Origin of the sequence: Desulfobaculum sp. SPO524 (assembly GCF_044987625.1) — a bacterium.
Classification (GTDB): Bacteria; Desulfobacterota; Desulfovibrionia; order Desulfovibrionales; family Desulfovibrionaceae; genus Desulfobaculum.
On the sequence record NZ_JBJDSB010000003.1, the window covers coordinates 1 to 24,451 of the forward strand.

The 24,451-nt window shown below is 61.2% G+C and carries 17 protein-coding genes and 1 pseudogene; 13 read left to right on the top strand and 5 right to left on the bottom strand.

Annotated elements, in window-relative coordinates:
- Positions 1-515: 515 nt before the first annotated feature.
- Positions 516-1,695 (bottom strand): annotated as a pseudogene (locus tag ACI3L3_RS11255) (IS3 family transposase).
- Positions 1,696-1,816: 121 nt separating this feature from the next.
- Between ACI3L3_RS11255 and ACI3L3_RS11260 the strand changes: the two are divergent.
- The 10 genes from ACI3L3_RS11260 (at position 1,817) to asnB (ending at position 13,612) form a co-directional block, all read left to right on the top strand.
- Positions 1,817-2,293, top strand: coding sequence for a DUF1643 domain-containing protein (locus ACI3L3_RS11260; RefSeq protein ID WP_404845230.1), 477 nt, complete (start codon positions 1,817-1,819; stop codon positions 2,291-2,293).
- 546 nt (positions 2,294-2,839) lie between these two features.
- The gene (locus ACI3L3_RS11265; RefSeq protein ID WP_404845231.1) at positions 2,840-3,508 is read left to right on the top strand and encodes a hypothetical protein; all 669 of its coding nucleotides are present in this window, start codon (positions 2,840-2,842) and stop codon (positions 3,506-3,508) included.
- Positions 3,509-4,012: 504 nt separating this feature from the next.
- Positions 4,013-5,296 (top strand): hypothetical protein, encoded by a 1,284-nt coding sequence (locus tag ACI3L3_RS11270; protein WP_404845232.1) that lies wholly within the window; start codon positions 4,013-4,015, stop codon positions 5,294-5,296.
- A 233-nt stretch (positions 5,297-5,529) separates the two neighbouring features.
- Positions 5,530-6,327 (top strand): DUF3100 domain-containing protein, encoded by a 798-nt coding sequence (locus ACI3L3_RS11275; protein WP_404845233.1) that lies wholly within the window; start codon positions 5,530-5,532, stop codon positions 6,325-6,327.
- A 5-nt stretch (positions 6,328-6,332) separates the two neighbouring features.
- Positions 6,333-6,782, top strand: a complete 450-nt coding sequence (locus ACI3L3_RS11280; RefSeq protein WP_404845234.1) for a hypothetical protein — start codon at positions 6,333-6,335, stop codon at positions 6,780-6,782.
- Positions 6,783-7,928: an amidohydrolase gene (locus ACI3L3_RS11285; RefSeq protein ID WP_404845235.1), complete on the top strand. Its 1,146-nt coding sequence runs from the start codon at positions 6,783-6,785 to the stop codon at positions 7,926-7,928.
- Positions 7,929-7,948: 20 nt separating this feature from the next.
- Positions 7,949-9,163, top strand: coding sequence for an L-serine ammonia-lyase, iron-sulfur-dependent, subunit alpha (locus tag ACI3L3_RS11290; RefSeq protein ID WP_404845236.1), 1,215 nt, complete (start codon positions 7,949-7,951; stop codon positions 9,161-9,163).
- A gap of 382 nt (positions 9,164-9,545) precedes the next feature.
- Positions 9,546-10,556, top strand: coding sequence for an NAD-dependent epimerase/dehydratase family protein (locus ACI3L3_RS11295; protein ID WP_404845237.1), 1,011 nt, complete (start codon positions 9,546-9,548; stop codon positions 10,554-10,556).
- Positions 10,540-11,688 (top strand): DegT/DnrJ/EryC1/StrS family aminotransferase, encoded by a 1,149-nt coding sequence (locus tag ACI3L3_RS11300; protein WP_404845238.1) that lies wholly within the window; start codon positions 10,540-10,542, stop codon positions 11,686-11,688. The genes ACI3L3_RS11295 and ACI3L3_RS11300 overlap by 17 nt, the downstream gene beginning before the upstream one ends.
- 46 nt (positions 11,689-11,734) lie before the next feature.
- Positions 11,735-13,612, top strand: a complete 1,878-nt coding sequence (asnB, locus tag ACI3L3_RS11305; RefSeq protein ID WP_404845239.1) for an asparagine synthase (glutamine-hydrolyzing) — start codon at positions 11,735-11,737, stop codon at positions 13,610-13,612.
- 111 nt (positions 13,613-13,723) lie between these two features.
- Here the strand turns inward: asnB and ACI3L3_RS11310 are convergent, their stop codons facing one another.
- Both ACI3L3_RS11310 and ACI3L3_RS11315 read right to left on the bottom strand, forming a co-directional pair.
- Entirely contained in the window at positions 13,724-15,661 is a 1,938-nt protein-coding gene (locus ACI3L3_RS11310; RefSeq protein WP_404845240.1) for a SpoIIE family protein phosphatase, read from the bottom strand.
- A gap of 112 nt (positions 15,662-15,773) precedes the next feature.
- On the bottom strand, positions 15,774-16,859 hold the full coding sequence (locus tag ACI3L3_RS11315; RefSeq protein ID WP_404845241.1) for an EAL domain-containing protein: 1,086 nt from the start codon (positions 16,857-16,859) through the stop codon (positions 15,774-15,776).
- 191 nt (positions 16,860-17,050) lie between these two features.
- Here ACI3L3_RS11315 and ACI3L3_RS11320 point away from each other — a divergent pair, with 191 nt between their 5' ends.
- The gene (locus ACI3L3_RS11320) at positions 17,051-17,257 is read left to right on the top strand and encodes a hypothetical protein (RefSeq protein WP_404845242.1); all 207 of its coding nucleotides are present in this window, start codon (positions 17,051-17,053) and stop codon (positions 17,255-17,257) included.
- A 312-nt stretch (positions 17,258-17,569) separates the two neighbouring features.
- On the opposite strand, the gene ACI3L3_RS11325 is transcribed toward ACI3L3_RS11320, so the two are convergent.
- Complete coding sequence (locus tag ACI3L3_RS11325) at positions 17,570-18,703, bottom strand: M20 family metallopeptidase (protein WP_404845243.1); 1,134 nt, start codon at positions 18,701-18,703, stop codon at positions 17,570-17,572.
- A gap of 271 nt (positions 18,704-18,974) precedes the next feature.
- Between ACI3L3_RS11325 and ACI3L3_RS11330 the strand changes: the two genes are divergently transcribed.
- Both ACI3L3_RS11330 and ACI3L3_RS11335 read left to right on the top strand, forming a co-directional pair.
- Positions 18,975-20,816: a UbiD family decarboxylase gene (locus tag ACI3L3_RS11330; RefSeq protein ID WP_404845244.1), complete on the top strand. Its 1,842-nt coding sequence runs from the start codon at positions 18,975-18,977 to the stop codon at positions 20,814-20,816.
- A 294-nt stretch (positions 20,817-21,110) separates the two neighbouring features.
- Positions 21,111-22,706 (top strand): SpoIIE family protein phosphatase, encoded by a 1,596-nt coding sequence (locus ACI3L3_RS11335; protein WP_404845245.1) that lies wholly within the window; start codon positions 21,111-21,113, stop codon positions 22,704-22,706.
- 342 nt (positions 22,707-23,048) lie between these two features.
- On the opposite strand, the gene ACI3L3_RS11340 is transcribed toward ACI3L3_RS11335, so the two are convergent.
- The gene (locus ACI3L3_RS11340) at positions 23,049-24,188 is read right to left on the bottom strand and encodes a glycosyltransferase family 4 protein (protein WP_404845246.1); all 1,140 of its coding nucleotides are present in this window, start codon (positions 24,186-24,188) and stop codon (positions 23,049-23,051) included.
- Between the last annotated feature and the right edge of the window lie 263 nt (positions 24,189-24,451).

The window sequence follows — 24,451 nt, forward strand, 5'->3', positions numbered from 1 at the left end:
ATCCGCCCAATATCACCGGTAGTCCACGCCCAACACCTCCTGCCTCCGGCGGTTTAAGGACTCCGCCCTTAAAAATCCCGAGCGCGCACAGACCGGGTGCGTGTAGAAGGCGCAGCCGTCACCCCTGTCAGGCTCCCGTTCGAGGAGATGTTCTTTATGGGGGCTTTGTGCCCTAAATGGGCGGCGAGCATCATTAGGAGTCGTCGCCCAGCACCTCCTGCCTCCGGCGGTTTAAGGACTCCGCCCTTAAAAATCCCAAGTGCGCACAGACCGGGTGCGTGTAGGAGGCGCAGCCATCACCCCTGCTAGGCTCTCGTCCGAGGAGATGCTTTTTATGGGGGCTTCAAGTCCTAGAAGGACGGTGAGAATCCCTGTCCTACGGTTCCCCTTTTTGTATTGTGTAAATTCCATTGTCCCTACACCTATTCAGGCCCACCACCACACGCCCGCCACCAACACCCGCGTAAAGCTCCCGGTCAGCCCGCTGATCCTGCCACACAAAAGTGGACCATCAGTTAAGCCACTTCCTTCATGTCGAGATGCTTTTCGAATTCTGCGGGCGACATCCAACCATTTGAGGAATGTCTCCGCCTTCGGTTGTAGTAGGCCTCGATGTATTGAAACAACGCCAGCTCCGCCTCAAAACGGTCTGAAAACCGTTGATGCCGGATGAATTGGGTCTTGAGGGTGTGGAAGAAGGATTCTGCCACGGCGTTGTCCCAGCAATTCCCTTTACGGCTCATACTCTGGTTACAGCCATGCCGTTTCAGTTCAGCTCGGAAATCGTAGCTGGCGAACTGAATTCCCCTGTCGCTGTGGACCAGAAGGCCGGGCGACGGTTTCCTTCGCGCAAGAGCCTTGTGAAAAGCCCTGATGGCCGAATGTCTTTCGAGCGAATCGCTTAAGTCCCCACCCAACGATAATGCGCGAGAACAGGTCGATGAAAACCGTGAGATAATCCCATCTGCGGCCGACCTTGAGATAGGTGATATCTGTGAGCCAAGCGATGTTGGGGGGCGATACCGTGAATTCTCTATTGAGCAGATTGGGAGCAATCGGTTCGGCATGCTTCGAGTCCGTTGTCACGACGAACCGGCGAGAGGTCTGGCAGCGCAATCCAAGCTACCGCATGAGACGAGCAACCCGTTGGCGACTTCCATGCCGGAAGTCGGTTTCGGCACGGAGATCGGCAGTGATCATGGGGCTGCCTACACATCCAGAATGCTCTTCGTAGAGTTGAGAAATGCGATGACGGAGCCGTGTCGTCTCGGCGGTCAGCCGTGACGGCCTGCGGCCTACCTATGCATAATATCCGCTCTTGGAAACCTTGAGCGCATGACACATCCTCTTCACCGAATATTGCGAGCGGTGGTCCCTGATGAAACAGAATTTCATTTAGGTGCCTTGCTGAAGATGGCCAATGCTTTTTTTAATATATCCCGATCAAGTTCGGCATCCTTGAGCTGCTTTTCAAGCTCCTTGATGCGCTGTTGTTCCGCTGTAAGCGATTTCGTTGCCTTGGCCTGGAAAAGCGATGTGCCCATGCAGTTGTGTTTCACGTCGCCAGCGGTAAATGAGGTCGACGCCAATTCCAAGGCTCTTAGCAACCTCAGTCGCTGTGCGAGCTGATTCCTCAACCATGAGCACAGCGTTTCGTTTGAATTCTGCATCGTATGTCCTGCGAGTTTTGCTCATCCACGTCTCCTGTTTGGTCGTCAGGATAGTGGCTTAACTCCGTGTCTACAACGTTGTAGCAGGATCACATCTTGTATGGTAAAATTACACGCGAAATTCAACCTCAAATGGAGCTCTAAACATGAAAACTTCAGCCATCATTTCAGACTGCGGCCAATACCGTTACGAACTACGTCGAATTTGGAACTCCTCAAAGCCCTTGGCCCTATTCATTTGTCACAATCCTTCAACCGCAGACCACGCCACTGACGACAGAACTTCTAAACGCTGTATCAATTATGCAAAGGATTGGGGCTACGGAGGACTACTCATGGGCAATCTCTTCGCATTTCGATCCACAGATAGAACGGCACTTAGGCACACACCTGACCCAGTTGGTCCGGAGAATGACTATCATCTTCGCCGCATGATTAATGAAGCGAGCATCACAATCTGTGCATGGTCTTGCTATAATGTACCACTTAAAAGAGATCTCGAAGTTATCAAATTTATTCCCAGCCCTATGTGTCTAAAAATAAATCCAAAAGGGAGGCCTTATCACCCTTTAATGCAAAAAAAGACGCTCACACCAATTCCATATGTGGTGTCATCTTGCTAAAGCGGAAACTCGGCTGCTGCCATTGAGCGGATGAGCTCGCGGGGGGATTTCATCCGTAGTCCTTTGTGGTGTGTCTCACGTGTACCGTTGAACCCTCGGGCAGTTGGACGAACAGTGGTTCGTGGCGGGCCGATCATGCACCTAGGCATAATTGCGCTTCGAGGTGTGCACAAAGGCCTCGCGAACTACGTACTGGGTGAAACAGCTCTCCAGTCCCAGCCAAGATACGAATTCAATGGTTTCCTGCGCTGTGTAGCAGAAGCTCCCTCTTGCCGGCCATCTTCTGAGATGGCCGGTTTTTTTGTGCCCGGCGTCTGGTGGCGGTGTTGGTAATCAGGCTGGGGAGGGGCTGACAGCCGCTTTATATAGTCGCTGGGGAATGCCGGGAAGGGGGATGCGGTGAGCATAAAACGTCCTGAAAACACGGACAAATGTTGACGCCTCAAGTTGAAATTGAATATAGATTTCATTGTTTAAGGTGTTGAACTCAGTCTGCGGGGAGTGGCGGTGCCTGCATGAACATATGACCAACCGTGAGAGGGTATTATGGCGGAGATGAATCGTCGTGAAATGATGAAGGGTGTGGCGGCGTTTGTAGCGGCTGCGTTGTTGCCGTCTGGCGTGTCTGCAGCGGTAGACACGGAGCAGAGGAGTAAGGGGCTGAGAGTTTTTGAGTCGTTTCGTGGGCGCGTGGATATTGAGGCCGCGGACAACAAAATCTATGCCTTTCTGGACGCAACTGAAAGTGGACTGGAGATGGCAGAATCCGTGGACATCATGCTGATTCTGCAACGCACGTCTGCCCCGACACCGTGGCCGGAATTCACACTACGTGACGCGAAACTCCATATGTCGGATCGGGGCGCTGTTTTGTATTCCGACGTAGACAAGGTTGTGGTGTGCCTCTTCCTTGACGAGGGAAGTGAGTTTCCGGACCTTGAGGTGTTTCAGGGGTACCGCAAGGTTGTGTACAAGGGATTTGGTTTTACCCGAAGCGTGTTCCCTGCCGAAACACCCAATCGCGTGCTGGCCGGAAAGGATGTGAAAACACAGTGCCCAGCCACCACCAGCGCAGGTGGTCCGGGGGCCACTGCGTGCAGCTATTTTGCTTATGGCTATGGATGCCGCGTTTCGTGCACAAAGGGATACTTCCCTTGCGCAGGGCCGGAGGGCTGCGGCTGCGTGGAAGGCCACGGCACCATTGTGAAACAGTAACCGGCAGGAGGGCGTTCCCAGCCCCGGCTTCGCTGTTCGCTCCGGTGGGGAAGGCCCTACGCCCGACACCGCATGACCGCCCAGCCTGCGCCCACTGCGCGCCCGTGGGGGAGTGGCGCGGGCGGAGCGGCGAGGCCCTTTTCGGTCAAGGCGTCTTCGGGCGAGGGCAAGGCCTCATCTTTTCGCTGACGGCGCTTCGCATAGACCTGAACTCTCCGTAACTCTCCGCCGACATCTCGTTTTTCACCCTCCCGTGGATTTTTCTCATTCTTACGATTCGTGGCATTGACCCGCAACATCCCGCGATTGCAGACAGTTGGGAGTCGCCGCCACACGGGGCTTTTGAGAAAAGCATTGGTTGCTTGACCAAACAATCACATACTCCTTGACAGAACGATGACGACATTGCATGTTTCACATGTTTCGGGCGTATTTTTGACATGTCCGAAATTGACGGAAGCGTACCATGACCCGGCCTTAGCGCCAAGGTGACAAGGAGAATTGATGCGGATTGCGTGTGTTGGCCCTTCTGATTCCATAGCAGTGATGCAGGAAGCTGTGGAGCGCTACTTCCCCGACGTGACGTTCATCATGTACGTTCGGGAGAAGACCGAGGATTCGTGGGAAGTGCTCGAATCCTGCCAGCGCGAGGCCGACGGCATTCTGTTCTCCGGTATTGGTGTGCAGGAGGCCGCCAAGGCGCGCGGCATTGTCACCAAGCCGTATGCGCACATCCCGCGCGGGGCGTACAGCCTGATGCGCGTGCTTTCCGAAATTTCCCGCAGCGGTCTGCCCCATGGCCGCATCAGCATTGACGTTGTGCTGGATAATGTCCTGCACGAGGTCATCCGCGAGTTCGGCATTTCCTTCGATAAAATCCACTCCATGCCTTTTGCCATCCACCGCCGCGAGGACGACTACCTTGAGCGGCATCTTGACCTGTACCATTCGGGCAAGGTGGATGTGATGGTCACGGGTTTTGGCTCCGTGTACCACCGGCTGTCGGGCATGGAACTTCCCGCCTTTCGTATGTACCCCAGCGCGCTGCAGGTGCGCGAGACGGTGGAACGCCTCATTGGCATGATTGACGCCCGCGGCCTGCGTTCGGCTGGCATTGCCATCCAGAACGTGAAGCTCAACGGCATCAGTCAGGACTCCATCAATCAGTACGACGACATGAAGAACAAAGGGCGCTTCTATCTGGAGCTTCTGGAGTATGTCCGGGCGATTCAGGGCAGTATCTTCAACTTCGGCAAGGAAGAGTACGTCATTTTCTCCACGCGCGGCGTCATTGAGAGCGAGGTCCATATGGACATGTTCCGCCGCCTGTTGGAGTGGGGCCGCCGGAACAATATTCTTTTTGCCTCGGGCATCGGCATTGGCGGAACGGCCTTCGAGGCCGAAAAGTCGGCCCGTAAGGCGCTGAGTAATGCCATTCGCCTGCCGCAGGGCGGGCTGTTCATTGTGAATGGCGATCATATGCGCGGCCCCGTGGGCGAAGAGGGCGAGATTGCCTTTCGGACGCGGGTTTCGGACGAGGCCTCGCTCAGGGCCTCCCGCGAGATTGGCATCAGCGCCAGCCATGTGGAGAAAATCCGCGCGCTGATGGACAAGACCGGTAAAGACACCTTTGACTCGGGCGACCTGGCCGCACGCCTTGGTATAGGCGAGCGCAGCGCCCGTCGTCTCTTGAAAAAATTCCTTGATAGCGGCTACGCCGAGCTTGTAGGCAAGGAAACGGCCCACCATGTGGGGCGTCCGAAAAACGTGGTTCGGATTCTTTTGTAACAGGGTCTTTTACGGCCATTTTCGGACATGTTTGTGACATGGCCGAAAGGGGGCGGAGGGATGGGCCCGCGTAGACCAGGGAAAGGGGTGGCACACAACACGAGGCAGCAACACAATCAGAGGGTTTGATGTTGGGGATGCATCACATGGGGCTTTGGTTTGAGGCTCCAACGCGCAGGTGGCTGCCGTGGTGGTGCGAGGTACTAAGATTTTTAACGTTGTAGGGATGACTTATGATGGAAGCAATCAAGAACGTCAAAGTGCACCTTTTGGTGTTGGCGCTCGTTGTGGGTTCGGAGTTCATCGGCATTTTGGGCTTTAACGTTGGCCCCGGCAAGCTGGTGCTGCTGCCGATGTTGTACGCCGTGTTCATCGGCACATTTCTTGGCCCGAAGTTTTTGAAGGTGGTCAACGACAAGGACATGCTGAACGCCAGCTCCCTTGTCAGCCTGACCCTGATGCTGCTCATGGCGCGTTACGGCACGCTGGTGGGCCCCAAGTTCTTTGAGATTCTGAAGGCCGGCCCCGCGCTTATCCTGCAGGAGTTCGGCAACATCGGCACGCTGCTGATTGGTATTCCGCTGGCCATGTTCATCGGCCTGAAGCGCGAGTCCATCGGTGCGGCGCACTCCATCGCCCGTGAGCCCAACGTGGCTCTTATCGGCGAGGTGTACGGTCTGGACTCCGCGGAAGGGCGCGGCGTTATGGGCGTGTACATCTGTGGTACGGTCTTTGGCACCATTTTCTTTGGCCTGACCGCATCCTTCCTGTCCATTCTGGGCATCTTCCATCCGTATGCTCTGGCCATGGCCTCCGGCGTTGGCAGCGCGAGCATGATGACGGCAACCGTCGGCAGCCTGAGCGCCATCTATCCTGACATGGCCGAAAATATTCAGGCCTTTGGCGTTGCCAGTAACACCCTGTCCGGGCTGGACGGCGTGTACATGTCCATGCTCATTGCCCTGCCCATGTCCAACAAGCTCTACAGCCTGTTGTACCGCCTGAAGTTTGGGAAGACCCAGGAGGCCTAGTCATCATGAATAGCATTGTTGAATCCGCTATCGTTCTGCTGCTTGTCGCTGCCATCACTCTTGTCGGCAACAGCATTGGCTACGACTTTGGAATCGTTGAGGCTATGCCCGGCATGGCCGTTCTCTTTGGGATTTGCTTGGCTGGTATTCTGGCCAACCACTTTGTGTGGAAAAAGCTGCCCACGGTTTTGTATGTCATCACCTTTGGCATGATTGTGACTCTGCCCGGCTTCCCCGGCGCTGAAACCTTTACCGCCTGGGTGAGCAAGGTGAACTTCCTCGCCCTGACCACGCCTATCCTCGCGTACGCTGGTGTTGGCATTGGTAAGGACCTTGACGCGCTCAAGAAGACCGGTTGGCGCATCGTGGTGGTCAGCATCTTTGTCATGGCTGGCACCTACATCGCCTCCGCCGGCATTGCCCACGTCGTGCTTAACGCTTTGGGAGAAATCTAAATGCCCCTGCATCCTGAGATTGAGGCCCGTTTCGACGAATTGAAAGCCATTCGTCAGTATCTGCACACGTGTCCGGAAATTGGCACCGATACCAAGGAAACCTGCGACTACATCAAGGCCCGCCTTGACGAATGCGGCGTGGATTACGAGGACATCGGCGAGAACTCCGTTCTGGCAAAGGTTGAAGGTCGCGCCGCTGGCAAGACCGTGGCCTTTCGCTGCGATATGGACGCGCTGGAAATGCAGGAAGAGACGGGTCTGCCGTACGCCTCCAAGACGGACGGCAAGATGCACGCCTGTGGTCACGATGGCCACACGACGACCCTTTTGGCCTTTGCCGGCTATCTGGCAAATCACCGCGATTTTGACGGCACGGTTTTGCTGCTGTTCCAGTCCGGTGAGGAAGGCTTTGGCGGGGCCAAAAAGGTCATCGAAGACGGTTTGTTCGAGAAGTACAGCATTGACTACATGTTCGGCTACCACAACTGGCCCGCACATGGAGAAGATAAGGTTGTCATCCATATGGGTGCGGCCATGGCTTCCGAAGACCGCTTCACCGTCCGCGTGACCGGCCGCAGCGGCCACGCTTCCGTGCCGCATGGATGCATTGAGCCCTTCGCCGCTGTGGCGGACATCATCAAGGGCGCGCAGTCCATCATCGCCCGCAAGGTCGATGCGCACGAGAAGGCCGTCATCAGCATCACGCAGGTGCACGGCGGCAGCGCGTTCAACATCATCCCCGATGATGTGCTTATCTGCGGCAATGTCCGCACCTGCGACGACGCGGTGCAGGACCTTGTGGAACAGTCCATTGGCGAAGTGGTGGAAGGCGTTGCCAAGATGTACGGCGTTACCACCGAGCTGACCTACACGCGCAAGCACCCGGTGCTGACCAACTCCACGCCGGAGCTGGCCGTGGCCGCTGCCGAGCGTGTGGTGGGCAAGGACAACGTCTGCACGGACGTTTTGCCCGCCATGGGCTCTGAGGACTTCGCCTTCTACCTGCAGAAGACCAAAGGGTCCTTCCTGTGGGTGGGCAACGGCGTGGATTCCCCTGTGCTCCATAACAGCAAGTATGACTTCAATGACCACGGCATGCTCATTGCCGCCAGTGTGTTCATTGAGCTGCTTGAGGAAGTCCTGTAACCGCCGCGGAGAGACGACGTATGGATTCCTTGAAGGAACTCTACAAGCTGGGCAACGGTCCATCCAGCAGCCATACCATGGGACCGCAAAAGGCCGCCCGCCTGTTCCGGGAGCGCACGCCAAGCGCGGCGCGCTACCGGGTCACGCTGTACGGCAGCCTTGCCGCCACGGGCAAGGGTCACCTGACGGATTGGATTATCGAGGAGACCCTGAAGCCGCTTCCGACGGACATCGTCTGGAAGGCGGACGTGGTGAAGCCGTTCCACACCAACGGCATGTACTTCGAGGCGCTGAGCGAGCAGGGCGAACTTATCGACCTGTGGGAGGTCTACAGCGTGGGTGGCGGCACCATCGCCGAAGCCGGTCAGAATGACCGGGGAGCGCGCAATGTGTACCCGCATACCAAGCTGATGGACATCATGCGCTACTGCCGCGAAGAGAACATCGAGCTGTGGGAATACGTGGAGCGGCATGAGGACGAGGACCTGTGGCCGTTCCTGAAGGACATCTGGCAGGGCATGTGCGAGAGCATAGAGTCCGGCCTTGGCAAGACGGGCGTTTTGCCGGGTTCGCTCAAGTACCCGCGCAAGGCCAAGTCGTTCTTCAAGAAAGCGCGGTTGCAGTCCAAGCGGTTGCGGTCCACGGGCATGACCTTTGCCTACGCCCTTGCCGTCTCGGAAGAGAACGGCTCCGGCGGACGCGTGGTCACGGCGCCCACCTGCGGCTCTGCCGGGCTGGTTCCGGCCGTGTTGCGTTCTCTCAAGGAGGAGTACGACATCAGCGAAGACGAGATCCTCCGGGCGCTTGCCATTGGTGGGCTTGTCGGCAACCTGGTGAAGGAGAACGCCTCCATCTCCGGCGCTGAAGTCGGTTGTCAGGGCGAGGTTGGTACCGCGTGTGCCATGGCCGCCGCCATGACCGCTTATCTCTTCGGCGGAACGCTGAGCCAGATCGACTATGCGGCAGAGATGGCCCTTGAGCATCATTTGGGCATGACCTGCGACCCCATTGGGGGATACGTGCAGGTGCCCTGCATTGAGCGCAACGCCGTTTCGGCGGTGCGCGCCATCAATGCCGCTGAATATACGCTGTTTACGGACGGCGAACACTGCATAAGTTTCGACCAGGTCGTGGTGACCATGGGAGAGACGGGCCGCGATTTGAAATGCGGCTACAAGGAGACCTCCCTGGCGGGGCTGGCGAAATATACGCCGGACTGCCGTTTCCAATTGTAGGAGGGAGCGCCTCCGCGCCGCGTCCGCCCAACTGTTGGGGTTGTGGAGCGGACGCGGTTTGCGAAGAAGTGGGTGGATGCAAGCCCCACCCGCATGACAGGCCCGGAGGAGCAATCCTCCGGGCCTTGTTTTATGCTTTTCAAAGGGATGGTTGCAGTGTGATGCCGCTGTCGCGAGCGGCGCGCTGGCGGCGCCCGGTGTGTTATGGCCCGTTCGCAACGTGGGCGCGGTGGCGCGGCGGATGCGTTGTGGAGCGTTTCCGCGTCGCCGCGTAACGTGCCGCAGTGGATGTACTTTTTTCGCGTATGAGTTTCCCTTGCCGTGTGGTTGTGGTATCGTTTGCCCACTCTCTCCTGCAATCCTACTGTGAGGACGGTTGGTTATGGATATTCGCGGCAAACGGCTTCTGGTCATTGGTGGTGGGGGATTCATCGGCTCGCACGTTGTGGACCTGCTGACGCGGGAGGACGTGGTGGAGGTCCGGGTGTTCGATAACTTCTCGCGCGGCAGTGAGGAGAACCTGCGCGACGCCCTGCGCGACCCGCGGGTGAAGGTTTTTGAGGTGGGGGGCGAACTGCTCCAGCGTGATGTGCTGTCCGCCGCCATGCAGGGCATAGACGGCGTGTTTCATCTTGCGGCCCTGTGGCTGCTGCACTGTCAGGATTATCCGCGCTCTGCCTTTGAGGTGAACATCGGCGGAACCTTCAACGTGCTGGAGGCCATGCTGGAGCGTGGCGTGAAGCGGCTGGTCTATTCCTCGTCCGCCTCGGTGTACGGCGACGCTGTGGCCGAACCCATGACCGAGGACCATCCCTACAACAATACGAATTTCTACGGCGCGACCAAGATTGCGGGCGAGCATATGTGCCGCGCGTTGCATCACCGCTACCATGGCACGGCCCAGCATTTTGACTATGTGGGCCTGCGCTACATGAATGTCTATGGTCCGCGTCAGGACTACCACGGTGCGTACATCGCCGTAATCATGAAGATTTTGGACCGTCTGGATAAGGGCGAGCCGCCGCAGGTGTATGGCGACGGCGCGCAGTCCTATGACTTTGTGTACGTAGAGGATTGCGCGCGGGCCAATGTGGCCGCCATGAAGGCCGAGGCCACGGACCGCTTCTATAACGTGGGCACGGGCATCAAAACATCCATCCGCGAACTGGCGGAGCGCATTGTGGATGTGGTGGGTGTGGACGCGGCCATTGAGTATTTGCCCGGTGGGCAGACCTTTGTGAAGAACCGGGTGGGCTGCCCCGAGCGTGCGGCCAAGGAGCTTGGCTTCCGCGCCGGCGTGGAGCTGGCGGACGGGCTGAGGCAGTTGGTCAGTTGGCGGGCGGCGCATATGCAGGACGTGGAAAGGAGGCGGCGCGATGCAGGACTGGAATGACACCGAGCGCATCCCCCTGACGCGCCCGGCCATTACGCAGGCCGCGCGCGAACGCGTGATGGCCGTCCTTGAAAGCGGATTCTTGACCGAAGGCGCTGTGACGCGTGAGCTGGAGGAGAAGTGGGCGCGGTTTACGGGCGCGCGTGAGGCCGTGGCCGTTACCTCCTGCACCACGGGGCTGGAGCTTGCGCTGCGGTGCATGGGCATTGGCGCGGGCGATGATGTCATTGTGCCGGATTACACCTATCCGGCTACGGCGCTGGCCGCGCTGTCCCTTGGCGCGACGGTGACGGTGGTGGATGTGTCGCCCCGGACCATGCTCATGGAGCCGCAGGCCCTGTGGGACGCGGCCGGGGAGCGGACCCGCGCCGTGATTCCGGTGTCGCTTTTTGGCAATCCGCTGGACGGGGCGTGGCTGGCCGCCGTGCGGGAGCGGGGCATGGCCGTTATTGAGGACGCGGCGTGCAGTCTTGGAGCCATGTGGAACGACCGCCACGCCGGGCTGGATGCCGACGTTGCCGTGTTTAGCATGCACCCGCGCAAGACCCTGACCACGGGTGAGGGCGGCATGATTATCACGCAGGACGGCGCACTTGCCGCGGCCCTGCGCTCCGCCAAGCATTTTGGCATGGAGGCCGTGGCGGGCAGTCCGCGTCCGGCTTTTGTCCGTGACGGGACGAATTTAAAGCTGTCCGATGTGTTGTCGGCCATGGGCGTGGCGCAGATGGATGTGCTGGACTCCCTGCTGGACCAGCGCCGCAAGCTGGCCGAGCGCTACACCGCTTTGTTTACGGACATGCAGGGGGTGACGTTGCCGACGGTGACGCCCGGTGGCCGCCATGGCTGGCAGACCTTCGCGGTGTGTGTGGAGCGGCGCGACGCGGTGATGGACCGCCTGCGCGCACGCGGGGTGGAGGCGCAGATTGGCACCTACGCCCTGCATATGGAGCCGGTGTTTTGCGGGACGGAGCGGGTGCGCTTTCATGGCGAGATGCGCGGCAGCGCCCGCGCTTTTGCCACATGCCTTGCCTTACCGCTGTTTCCGGGCATGACCGAGGCCCAGCAGGACCGCGTGGTGCGCGAGTTGCGCCGCGCGCTGGATGCCTGCGCGGCCGGGGCGGCGTCCGCATGAGCGTATCCGCGGCCAGTGTGGCGCGCGATGGGCGGGGGGCGCGCTGATGTGCGGCATCTGCGGCATGCTGGACTTTCGCGGCGCGCCTGTGGTGCCGGATGTTTTGCGGCGGATGACGGACGCCCTTGCCCACCGGGGACCGGACGGGCGGGGCGTCTTTATTGATGGCGGGGTGGGCCTGGGGCACAGGCGGCTGGCTATTCTTGACCTGACCCCTGCCGGACGCCAACCCATGACCACTCCGGACGGGCGCTTCACCCTTGTCTACAACGGCGAGGTGTACAACTACCGCGACCTGCGTGCCGGGTTGGAGCGGCAGGGCGCCTCATTTGTGTCGCAGTCGGATACCGAAGTTGTGCTGCATTTGCTCTCGCGCGAAGGGCCGCAGGCCCTCAGCCGTCTGAACGGCATGTTTGCCCTTGCCCTGTGGGACAGCCGGACGCGGCGGCTGCTGCTGGCGCGCGACAGGTACGGCATCAAGCCGCTGTACTGGACCATGGCCGGGGGCGCGTTTCTGTTTGCCTCGGAGCAGAAGGCCATGCTCCGGCATCCGGCCTTTTCGCCGCGCCTCGATACCGAGTGCCTGCTGGAGTATTTTACCTTTCAAAATATGTTCACGGACCGGACGTTCTTTGACGGCGTCCGGCTCTTTCCGCCCGGTTCGTACGCGGTGGTGGACGCGCGCCGTCCCGGCGCGGCGCTGTCGCCCGTAACCTACTGGGACTACGACTTCCGCGAGCCGGACGCCCCGGCGGATGAGGGCGAGTATCTGGAGGAGCTGGAGCGGCTGTTTGCGCAGGCGGTGACGCGTCAGCTGGTGAGCGATGTGCCCGTGGGCGGCTACCTGTCCGGGGGGATGGACTCCGGAGCCATCACCGCCGTGGCGTCGCCGCGTTTGCGGGAGATGCGCACCTTCACCTGCGGGTTTGACATGCACTCGGCGTCCGGGCTGGAATTTGGCTACGACGAGCGCGAACTCTCGGAACTGATGTCCTACCTCTTTCAGACTGAGCACTATGAGATGGTCCTCAAGGCGGGCGATATGGAGCGCATTATGCCCCGGCTGGCCGCCGCCATTGAGGAGCCGCGCGTGGGGCAGAGCTATCCGAACTACTACGTGGCGCAGCTGGCCGGAAAGTTCGTGAAGGTCGTCCTTTCCGGCACGGGCGGGGATGAACTCTTTGGCGGGTATCCGTGGCGCTATTACCGCGCGGTGGTGAACCATGATTTTGAGGCGTACGTGGACAAGTATTACCTCTTTTGGCAGCGTCTCATTCCAAACCGCGCCATCCAGAGCGTGTTCGCCCCCATCTGGAAGGATGTCTCCCACGTGTGGACGCGCGATATCTTTCGCGACGTCTTTGGCCGTCGTCCGCCGCGTCTGTTGTCGCCGGAGGAGTACGTGAACAGCTCGCTGTACTTCGAGGCGCGGACCTTTTTGCATGGGCTGTTGGTGGTGGAGGACAAGTTGACCATGGCGCACGGGCTGGAAATGCGGGTGCCGTTTTTGGATAACGACCTTGTGGACTTTGCCATGCGTCTGCCTGTGTCCATGAAGCTGGGCAACCTTGGCGAGGTGGTACGCATTAACGAGAACGAACCCGGCAAGCTCCGCCGTTTTTACGCCAAAACCCGCGACGGCAAGCTACTGCTGCGCAAGATGATGGCCAAGCTGGTGCCGCAGGAGATTGCAGGCGGGGTGAAGCGCGGCTTCTCCGGCCCGGACGAGGCGTGGTTTAAGGGCGAGAGCCTTGAGTACGTGCGCCGCACGCTCCTTGGCCGCGACGCCCGCATCTACGACTATATGGACCCGGCGGCGGTGCGCGCGCTGGTGGAGGAGCATCTGGACGGGCGCACGAACCGGCGCCTGTTTATTTGGTCGCTTCTGAGTTTTGAGTGGTGGCTGCGGACCTATTTGCCCTAGGCGCAGCCTGGGCGGCGCGTTCTGCGTCTGGCCCGGCGTCCTCCTGTACAACGCTTTCCTCTGTTTCCCTTTCTGCCATGGCCTTGGTGCGCGTCCGTGTGGTTTGCGCCGTTAGGGCGTGCTCTCCGCCGATCCGTTGTAGCCCAGCAGAACAAGGGTGAGGTCGTCGCGCGGGGGGGCGCCGTTGCCAAAGGCCATAACGTCCTGCACCACATGCTCCACCATTTCCGGCAAGGGCGCGTCGCGGTGGGCGGTGAGCGCCTGCGTGAAGCGTTCCATCTCGTAGAAGTCATGTTCGGCGTTTTGGTGCTCGGTGATACCATCGGAGTACATGGCGATGCGGTCTCCGGCGGCGAGGGTGATTTCGCCCTCGGTAAAGGGCAGCGCGCCGCTGAGGCCGATGAGTGGCCCACCCTTGTCCAGAAGGGCGGTGCTGCCGTCGGCGCGCAGCACAATAGGGGGCGGGTGCCCGGCGACGGAATAGCGCAGGGTGCCGGTGCGGATGTTGAGCACCATGTAGAGGATGGTGAAGAACCGGTTGCCAAAGCGCGCCATGGGAAATTGCCGGTCCAGAAAGTCCATGACGATGGCCGGGGGCAGAATCTCCCACCCGCGTTGGGGCGGAGGCTTGCGCCGCGCAAGATACTGCGGTTCCAGCACCTGCGAGACGGAAACCGCCACCAGCGCGGCGGGGACGCCGTGCCCGCTGACGTCCAGCACGTAAAAGGCGTAGTGCTCGTCGTCCAACTGCACAATGTCGAAAATATCACCGCCGATGTGCTCGCTGGGCATAAAGCTCCAGTGGATGTCAAAAAACGGCGTCTGCGGCGGCGCAGGCGGGATGAGGCTTTTTTGGATTTCCGCCGCGGCCCGCAGGTCTTCCTCCAGCCGCGCCTGCTTGTGGCGCAGGTCGTTTTCAATGAGGCGGCTGTGCGTGATGTCGCGTATGATGCCCTGCACCACCTGACGGCTGGGATATTCAATGATGTTGGCGGTTATCTCCGCCCAGAAGGTTGTGCCGTCCTTGCGGCGCAGTTGGGTCTCAAAGTGTGTGCTTCCCTCGCGCGCCACGTCCTTGACGGCGTTTTTCCCTTCATGCTTCGTCTCGTTCGTACTCAGAAAAGTGACGTGCTGGCGGATCATCTCCTGCCGGCTGTAGCCGAACATGTCCTGCGCCTTGACGTTCACGTCCAGAATCTCGCCCTCGGGAGTGTGGATGATGATGCCGTCATTGCTGTGGCGAAACAGCGCGCTGTAGCGCTCTTCGCGTTCTGTCAGGCCCATTTCGATGAGCTTTTGCCGGGTGATGTTCCGGCGCATGACGATGTAGTGCGACGGCTCGCCCAGTGCGTTGGTCATGGGGACGATGGTTTGTTCCTCGTGGTAGATGCCGCCGTCCTTGCGGCGCGAGGTTATCTCCCCCGTCCATGTGTCGCCGGAGCGGATGGTGCTCAGGATGCCTTGGTAAAATTCTTCGTTATGCTCGGGGGAGCGCAGCACCTTGCCCGCCACGCCAAAGACCTCGTCCAGCCCATAGCCTGTGGTCTCCGTAAACATGGGGTTCACCCATATGATGCGCATATCCGCGTCCGTAATGACGATGGAGTATGGCGCGGTGATAAGGGCGGTCTGATAGAGCTGAAACTGCTCAAAATCGAATTGGTCCGGCAGCTCGCGGATGCCCAGCATGACGACGGGGCCCTGTTCGGTTACAAGGCGCGAGCCCGTGACTTCCACCGTGACAATGCCTGAGGGGGTGGTGAGGTTCACAACCTCTCGCGTGGCGGTTTTGCCTTCAAGCAGGGCGGAGAGGGGGTGCGCCGCGCGGGGGAGGACGGCGGCGTCCTTGCGCATGGGCAGCAGTCTGGCAATGTCGCGCCGGACAATGTCGCTCTGCGCCTGCTCCGTGAGGGCGGCAAAGGCCGCATTGCACCAGATGCCCTGCCCATCGGCCCCCACAAGGACAAAGGCGTCCTCAAGGCTGTCAAGGCCCTGCTGAAGTAGGCCAAGGGTGAGGCTGGGCGCGGTGGGCGTTTGCGGCTGAGACATAGTCGTGGCTCCTTATGGACGAAGACGAGTCGTCAAGGGAGTATACCACACTGCGCCCTGTGGCGCGCAAGGGGGTGCGTGTTGCGCCGTGGGCAGCTGGCGCGGGCACCGCTTAGGGGATGATGGGGCGAGGCGGCGTGGCATCTGGCCGGGCAAAAAGATAGCCCTGCACAAGGTCCGCGCCGTTGTCCTTCAGCCACAGCCATTCCTCGCGTGATTCCACGCCCTCGGCAATGATGCGCACGTTGAGCTTGGCCGCAAGGTCCAGAAGGTTTTTGGTGATAACGGCCTTGTACGGGTCGGCGTGCACGTCGCGCACAAGCTCAAGGTCCAGCTTGATGTAGTCCGGTTGCAGTTGCGCCAGAAGATTCAGCGAGCTGTACCCCGCGCCGATGTCGTCAAGGGCCACGCCAAAGCCGCGCTCCTTGTAAAAGGAGAGAATTTTGACAAGGTGCTTGGTGTCCTTGACCTGTTCGGACTCCACCACCTCAAAGGTCACTTGCTCCGGGCGCAGGTTGTGTTTGTTGATGGCGGCAAGGGTGGTTTGCAGGCAGAATTCCGGCGCGTAGATGGCGGTGGGGATGAAGTTGATGAAGATATTGCCGGTGATGCCCGCCAAGGCCGCCCCACGTACCGAGGCAAGGCGCGCCGCGCGGTCGAGGTTGAACATAAGGTCCGCCGCACTGGCGATGGAGAACATTTCGCCGGGCATGATGAGGCCGTCCTTGCCTTCGCCCCGCAGCAGGCATTCGTACCCAAACACCTCGGCAGGGTCGGCGCAGGAAACGATGGGCTGAAAGTGGGTGACCAGTTTATCCGTCTGGAGCAAGTCAATAAGCCACTCCCCCTGAATGCGCGAGTTCAGCACCGACAGCGGCTCCATCTCCGTCAGGTGATAGACCGTAAATTCTTCCTCCTCCTCAAGGATGAGGCACTTGGTGTCCTCCTGTTCCGCAAAGCTGAGGGTGCAGAAATATTGTGAGCACAGGTTCTTGAGGTCGTTCTTGTGGAAGGAGATGACGTAGATGTTGGGCAGGGGCTGTTCATACCGGAAGCCCAACGAGGTGAGAAAGCTCTCAATCACCTGCCCGGTGTGCGAAATGGGCGGGACAATATACAAGACGCCGCGCTCGGGCAGGGGGGAAGGAAGCGTTTCACAGCGGCTGCATGTGCCGTGGCTTTGATCCTGATGGGGCATGCGAAGCTCCTTGCGCGTCTGATTCTGGCTGAATAGTCTTATGATTATCGGAATTGCACTTTTCCGTCCAGACTGCGCAATGGGACGGGTGCTCACATGGCAGTCCGGGCCACTTTGCACGCCGGGGCTGGCGTGGTAGCATCGCGTCCATATTGAAGAAGAACAAAGACCGCACAACAAGGAGAAGCGCCATGCAAAAGCTGGAACGCGACTACAAGGGCTGGACCATCCGCCTGACGCCGGACGGCGAACTGTGCTCGGAATTCGCCATGGTCCTGCTCAATCCCGAGGGCGAAGAGGTAAAGCACGTCAAGGCCGCCGGCGCCACGGAGGACCGCGCCTTTGAGCGTGGGCAGGAAATGGTGGATATGGAACTTGCCATCGCCGGCCAGCAGTAGCCGTCGCCTCGTGCCCTCCGCCGGGGCTTCCGGCCGGGGACAGGGGGGGGACGAAGAGAGCGAGGCCGAGCCTGCCGCCGCGTCCCATGAGACGGAAACGCCCAGCGGCGTGCGTGAGCGGGGAGGCCTTCACGGGCACCTGCGCGAGGTGAGAGGCCGTACTGATCCCGTGGCCCCCCGGCAGGGGGTGAGCCAATTGGGAGCACCCTTTGCAAGCGGCGCGGGCCTACGAAAACGGCGCCGCCCACGCGCAAAAGCGCAGGCGACGCCGGGGTGTGCCGAGAGTGGCGGTTGCCGCGCCGCTGGCGGTGGTTAGGCCTTGGCGCTGTCCTGTTTCCCTGCGGCGATGGAGGCCGCTTCGGACAGGAAGGCGTCCAGCCGGTCCGTGAGGTCCTGCAGGGAGTCGAGACACAGGTGCTCGTTTGGGCCGTGCTGGCTCATCTCGCCCTGCGCGCCCCAGATTACGGCGGGCACGCCGCTGTCCGTCAGGAAGCGGGCGTCGCTTGCGCCGTGGGCGAACTCGGCCTCAAGGCCGGGGTTCTGCGCACGAAGCAGGTCCAGATAGGGGGACGTTCCGGCGTAGAACATGGGTTCGCGCGCCAGCACGTCAATGGTGCCGTGGGTGGCGGCGTCCATTTGGGCCAGCAGGTCATCCACGTCGTCATGTTCGGTGTAGCGGATGTCGATGATGGCTTCGGCCGTGCCGGGAACCTTGTTCGCGGCGTCCTTGCCCGCGCGCACGATGCCGAAGTTCATGGTGCGGTGCCAGTGGGCGTCGTCGTCACCCATGGGGAAGAGCGCCTTCAGGGCCGCGTAGTCTTCCACCAACAGGTCAAAGGCGCTTTCGCCCAGCCACGGACGTGCGCCGTGGGCGGCAGTGCCGTGGGTGGTCAGGCGCACATCAAGAATGCCCTTGCCTTTGGTGACCACACGCTGCGGCGCGCCGCCGTCGATGGCAATGCTGAAATCCGTGGAGATGCGGCGCAGAACCTTGCCCGCGCCGTCGTGCCCGCCGCGCTCCTCGTCGCCGGTAAACAAGAGGCCGAAGGGCATGTCCGCAAGGCTGCCCCCGGCGGTTCGGATGGCTTCCAGATGTTTTTTGAACAGCGTCAGGGACAGGGCGACGGCGTATTTGTCGTCAATACTGCCGCGGCCGTAGAGGCTGCCGTCCTTGATGACGGGAGTGAACTGTTCCTCGCTGTCGGCCGCGACGACGTCAAAGTGGGCCATGAGCAGCACCGGGGCGTAGCGCTCCTTCGGCAGGGCGGCGACGCAGGGCACGCCGTTGAAGGAAAAACGCTCCGGCCGCACGCCAAGGGCGCTGATGTATTCCGCAATGGTGTCGGCGCAGGCCGCGATGGCCTCCGGGTGCGCCGCCGTGGACGGAATGCGCATAAGGTCTTGGGTGAGGTCGAGGATGTGTTGCACGTCGTCGGAAAGTTGCATGCTTGTGCGCCTTGTTGCTGCGTCGTGGTGTCCCGCTGTTTGGGAGGGGCGCAGGTTGTGGTGAGTGATGGTTTGGGGCCGGCCAAGGCCTTCACGAATAGCCCTTTTGCGCAGGCCCTGCAAATGTCTGAAACGGCAGTATTGTCGCTTTGCGGACGGTTTTGACATTCTTTCAAGACAAAAGGATACCAGTCACTTGCCAAACAGGGCCCCCTTGGGGCAAAGAATTGCGGCACAGGTTACACCGAGCAAACCTTGAAACGGGGATAGAATGGGCTACACGAATTTACAGGATTGTCTGAGCGACCTTGAGGCGCGTGGCGAACTGGTCCGCATCGATACCCAGATGGACCCGTCCATCGAAATCGGAGCGGTGCAGCGCCGGGTGTTTGAAGCCGGAGGTCCGGCGCTCCTGTTTACCAACGTCAAGGGAACCACGTTCCCCATGGCGGCCAACGTCTTTGGCTCGTTGGACCGCGTCCGCTACATCTTTCGCGACACCTTGGACACCGTTGAGCGCCTCTTAAAGCTCAAGGTGGACCCCTTTGCCGCGTTGAAGCGGCCGTGGCAGTACCTTGGCGCGCCCCGCGCCATGTGGAACTCCATGCCCCGTACGGTGCAGGAGGGTTCTGTCCTCGCCAACACCACCACCATCAGCGAGTTGCCGCACCTGAAGTCGTGGCCTATGGACGGCGGCGCCTACGTCACCCTGCCGCAGGTCTATACCGAAAGCCCCAATAAGCCGGGCTACGCGCGCTCCAACCTTGGTATGTACCGCGTGCAGCTCACGGGCAACGACTTTGAAAAGGATCAGGAAGTGGGCCTGCACTACCAGATCCACCGCGGCATCGGCCACCACCACGCCGAGGCCATCGACCGCCGCGAGCCGCTGGACGTCAACGTCTTTGTCGGCGGCCCGCCTGCCATGACCCTTGCGGCCATCATGCCCCTGCCCGAAGGCATTGCGGAGCTGCTGTTCGCTGGCGTACTGGGCGGCCAGCGCATGCGTATGGTGCGCCGGGGCAAGGAGCTGCCCATCCTCGCCGAAGCGGATTTCTGCATCTGCGGCAAGGTCTACTCCACGCACCAAAAGCCGGAAGGGCCCTTTGGCGATCACCTTGGCTACTACAGCCTCAAGCACGATTTTCCCGTCCTGCACGTGGAGAAGGTCTACCACCGCGACGGTGCGGTGTGGCCGTTTACCACGGTGGGCCGTCCGCCGCAGGAAGACACCATGTTCGGCACGTTCATCCACGAACTCACCGCCGAGCTTGTGCCCTCGGTCTTTGCCGGTGTGCACGAGGTTCACGCCGTGGACGCCGCGGGCGTGCACCCGCTGCTGCTGGCTATTGGCAGTGAGCGCTACGTGCCCTACGCCGAGGAGCGCATCCCGCAGGAGCTGTTGACCTGCGGCCTGTCCCTGCTTGGCAACACGCAGACCTCGCTGTCCAAGTATTGCCTCATTGCCGCGCGCGAGGACGACAGCGCCCTGACCGCGCACAATGTGCCGGGATTCTTCCGCCATATGCTGGAGCGCACGGACTTTACCCGCGACCTGCATTTCATCACCAGAACCACCATGGACACGCTGGACTACTCCGGCATCAGCCTGAATCAAGGCTCCAAGCTCCTGTGGGCGGCCACAGGCCCCAAGCGGCGCGACCTTGCCTATGAGCTGACCGGGCATCTGCCGCTGCCGGAAGGCTTTGGCGAGCCGCGCGTCTTCGCTCCCGGCATTCTTGTGGTGCAGGGACCGGCCCACGACAAGGGGCGCGACCAGCACGACCCGCGCATGCGCGAGCTGGCGGACGCGCTGGAGCACGCCGAGGGGCTGGACGGTTTCCCGCTCATTGTGGTGGTGGATGACAGCAGCTTTACTGTGGAGGACTGGAACGCCTTCCTGTGGGTGACCTTCACCCGTTCCGACCCGGCCACGGATATGTACGGCGTGCATGAGTTCACGCATTGCAAGCATTGGGGCACGCGCGGCCCGCTCATCGTGGACGCCCGCCTCAAGACCTACCATGCTCCGCCGTTGGAGCCGGACCCCGATGTGGAAAAGCGGGTGGACGCCCTTGGCGCGCCCGGTGGACCACTGCACGGCATCATCTAAACGCACAGCGCCGCGGCCCGGATTCGGGTCGCGGCGCTTTTTTCGTATGGGGGACGGGCGCGCAGAGCGTTGCCGGGGACCAGTCCGGCGCGGTGGAGATGCTGATGCCGCTTCATGCCAACCGCTGCGGGGCGGCGCGCAAAAAGCCGTTAAGGGATGCGTTATCATGAAGCAGGTACCGGCCCTGCATCCCGCCTGATGGAAAGAAGACTCCGGCATGATGTACACGGCACGGGAATGCCGCTATGCTGAATGCATATCTCCCCCGCGCGATTCTTGTGCATGGAGGTGCCTGTGAGAGCGGCTCTTTACTCTGTGTTTGCCGCAGTTGTCATCACGCTGTACAGCGGCAAGGTCTGCCCGCTTCTGGAGGGGCTTCCGGTTTGGAAGCTGGCAGTGCTGATTAGTCTTCCACTGGCGTTGTGTTTTGGCCTGCGGCAGTGGCTGGAGCCTCTTGTTGTGGATGGCAGCGCGGTGCGCTTACGGCCGCTGCGGCAGTTTCGGCTGGATTTTGGCTTGTTCGTCATCGCGGGGCTGGCGTCCGGGATTGGCGGCGCTGTGCTGTTTGGGTTTTCGTTTCTTTACAGCGGGTCCAAGGTGGTGCTGGGGATGCTGACCGTTGGGGTCTTTGCGGCGCTGGACCTTGCCCTTGAACGAGAGCGCGGCTTAGTGCGCAGCGCCATCCGCACCTATGGCCTGATGCATGCTCCGGTGCATTTTTCGCCGCTGGCGCGGCGCGTTGCCTTTGTGGCCATGGTGGTGGGGGTGCTGGCAACCTGCATTCTGCTGCTGGTGACCATGGGCGACCTTGTCTGGCTGGCGGATGTGGCCGGGGAGGGCGCGTCGCCCGTGGATATGGCGTACGCGGTGCTCAAGGACATTGCCGTGGTGATGGGCGTGTTCCTTGTGTTGCTGCTGAATCTTCTCTTTTCGTATTCCCGCAATGTGAAGCTGCTGTTTGGCAACCAGACCAAGGCCCTTGCGCGCGTGAGCGAGGGCGATTTTGACGTGTGGGTGCCTGCCATGACCAATGACGAGTTTGGCGTTATTGCCGTGCACACCAATAGGATGATTGAGGCACTGCGGGGCAGGATGCGGCTGGTGGAGGGGATGTGCTCGGCCCGCGAGATGCAGCAGGCTGTGCTTCCGGATGCGCCGCCCTTGGTGCCGGGGCTGGATATGGCGGCCATGGGGCGCTTTCATGGCGAATTGGGCGGCGGGTATTATGATTTTGTTCGTGTGGGAGCGGGGGAGAACGCGCGCGTTGGCGTGGTGATGGGCGATGTGACGGGTGGCGGCATTGGCGCAGTGCTACTGATGGCGTCGGTACGGGCTGTGACGCGCATGCGTCTGGAGCATGCGGGCGCGCTGGCTGATGTGCTGCGGGAAGTAAACGCGTTTGCGGCCCAGAATCCGCACGGCACCGGACGTGTTCGGGGGCTGTTCATGCTGCTGGTACGTGAGGCGGACCGTGAACTGACGTGGGCTGGAACAGGCCATGGAGCCGCTTTTCTCTATGACGCCGCCACAGATTCCTTCCGCGAACTTTCGGGCGGCGGCGCGCCTCTTGGGGCGGCGAGGGACGCCGAGAGCCGTGAGGCCGAGGGAGCGCGGCTGGATGCGGGGCAGGTGGCGCTTGTGACGGGGCATGGGCTGTGGGGAGCGGTAAATCCCCATGGGGAAATATTCGGCAAGGCCCGCCTGCGAGAGGCAATCCGCCGGAACGCCCACCGCAATGCGGCGGAAATGGCGCAAACCATACTGGACGCCGTGGAGGACTTTACCCACGGCGCCCCGCACCGGGGCGACCTGACGCTGGCGGTGGTACGCGCCGCTGGCGCGCCAGCCGAGAAGCCAGCCGAACTGCCAAATGAGCATCCGGGCGCGTAGCCAGCCAAAAGGCCAGCCGGGGGGCGAGGCGATGAGCCGGACGAGATGCCGGGCGATGCGTGTGGCGAGCGGCCGGACACCCCCCGCGCTTGGAGGCGGTTCCGCGTGCGACTGAACAGTGTGTCCCGTTGCCGGAAATGTTGAATACGCCGTGGTTGTTTTTCTGCTGCCCGTGCGCGCCCCGGCTCCGTCCTGTGCCGGGAGCCGTTGGTCCGCCATGACCTGTCCCCACACGCCGCACGGGCTTCCTCCCGTCCTTCACCTCGGGAAAGGGATGCCTGTTTTGGTCCTGAATGCCCCGCGCGTTCTTCTGCGTGATGGTGCGTGTGGCGGCACCTGTTTTCAGGCGCGTTTGCTCCACGAGTGGCCCCGGCGGTCCACAATGTCCTGCATGGTGTCGTTCATGATGGCATAGGCGACGCTGATGTCGTGGTGGTTCAGGGCGTATTCCCGCGCCGCCGCGCCAAGGCGTGAGCGCAGGTGGGCGTCATCCGCCAGGTGACCGATGGCTTCGCCAAAGGCCGCCTCGTCCGTGCCAGGGACAATGCAGCCTGTTTCACCGTCGCGGACCACCTCCTTGGCGGCTTCGGTATCGGTGGCGACCACGGGCAGTCCGCAGCTTTGCGCCTCCAGATACACCATCCCAAGTCCCTCGGTACGGCTGGGAAAGGCAAAGATATCCGCGCCGCTAAACACCTCGTACAACTTGGCGCGCGGCATCATGCCCAAAAAGCGTACCTTGCCGGGCATGAGGTTGACGGCAAGGCGCTCCAGCCGGTCCCGCTCCTTTCCGTCGCCAGTGACGATGAGCATGATGTCCTTGCCCTTTTCGCGCAGGGCGGCGCAGGCGCGGATGACGGTTTCCACACCGTCTGCCTTGACGCCGGGACGCATCACCGCCGCCGTGGTGACGACAACGCTTTCCCGCGCGCCCCAGCGGCGGCGGTATTTTTGCCGCATCAGCATATCCGGCCGAAACAGGCGCACGGGAATGCCGGGACGAATCTGGGTTAACCGCTCCGGCGGCAGGATGCGCTGGAGCGGCTCCATGTCCGTTGTTTTGTTGACGAAGATATGGTCCGCCGCCTTCAAGGCGCGCAGGTTCAGGAGAGCGCCGGGCAAGGTCTTGGGCGAGCGTTTGCGCTCTGCGGCGTAGGCGCCGGAAAGGATGAAATAGGGCAGGCCCATGCGGGCCAGACGCGGCCCCAGCAGGTCCGGGGATTTGTAGAAACTGTGGTAGGTCAGCCAGGCGTGGATGCCCTGCGAACTGCACGTCCGCCGCGCAAGGATGTACTCCAGCAGGGCGTCGGGCCAGCGCCACGGCTTCCAGTAGAGCCAGGTGGTCTCAAGAGGCGAGATGACCGAGGTGCTGTGTCCACTGCGGACAAGGAACTCCATGGCGTCGCGGGCGATGGTGACATCGCTGGAGATGCGGGCGTGGTTCAGTGGCTTGAACGGGGCATAGAAGGCTAGACGCATCATAACGGTGGCTGTGTGTCCGCTGTGTTGCCGCGGGCGGGCGCGGGGTCATTTGCCGGAGCGGGCCGGGGTATGCCGCCGCGCTCGAAGGCGCGGGCAAGCTCGGGAGCGAGCTTGCGGTTGTCGAAAATCCGTTCCACCTGTCGGTGCAGGGGCGTCCCCTCCTCGCGGGGAGCCGGTGCCGGGAGAGGGCACCTCCTCCGTCTGCCCTCGGGGAGTGACGGCGGTGCGGATGGCCTGCGCACAGGGGCCGCCGTCGCCCAGAA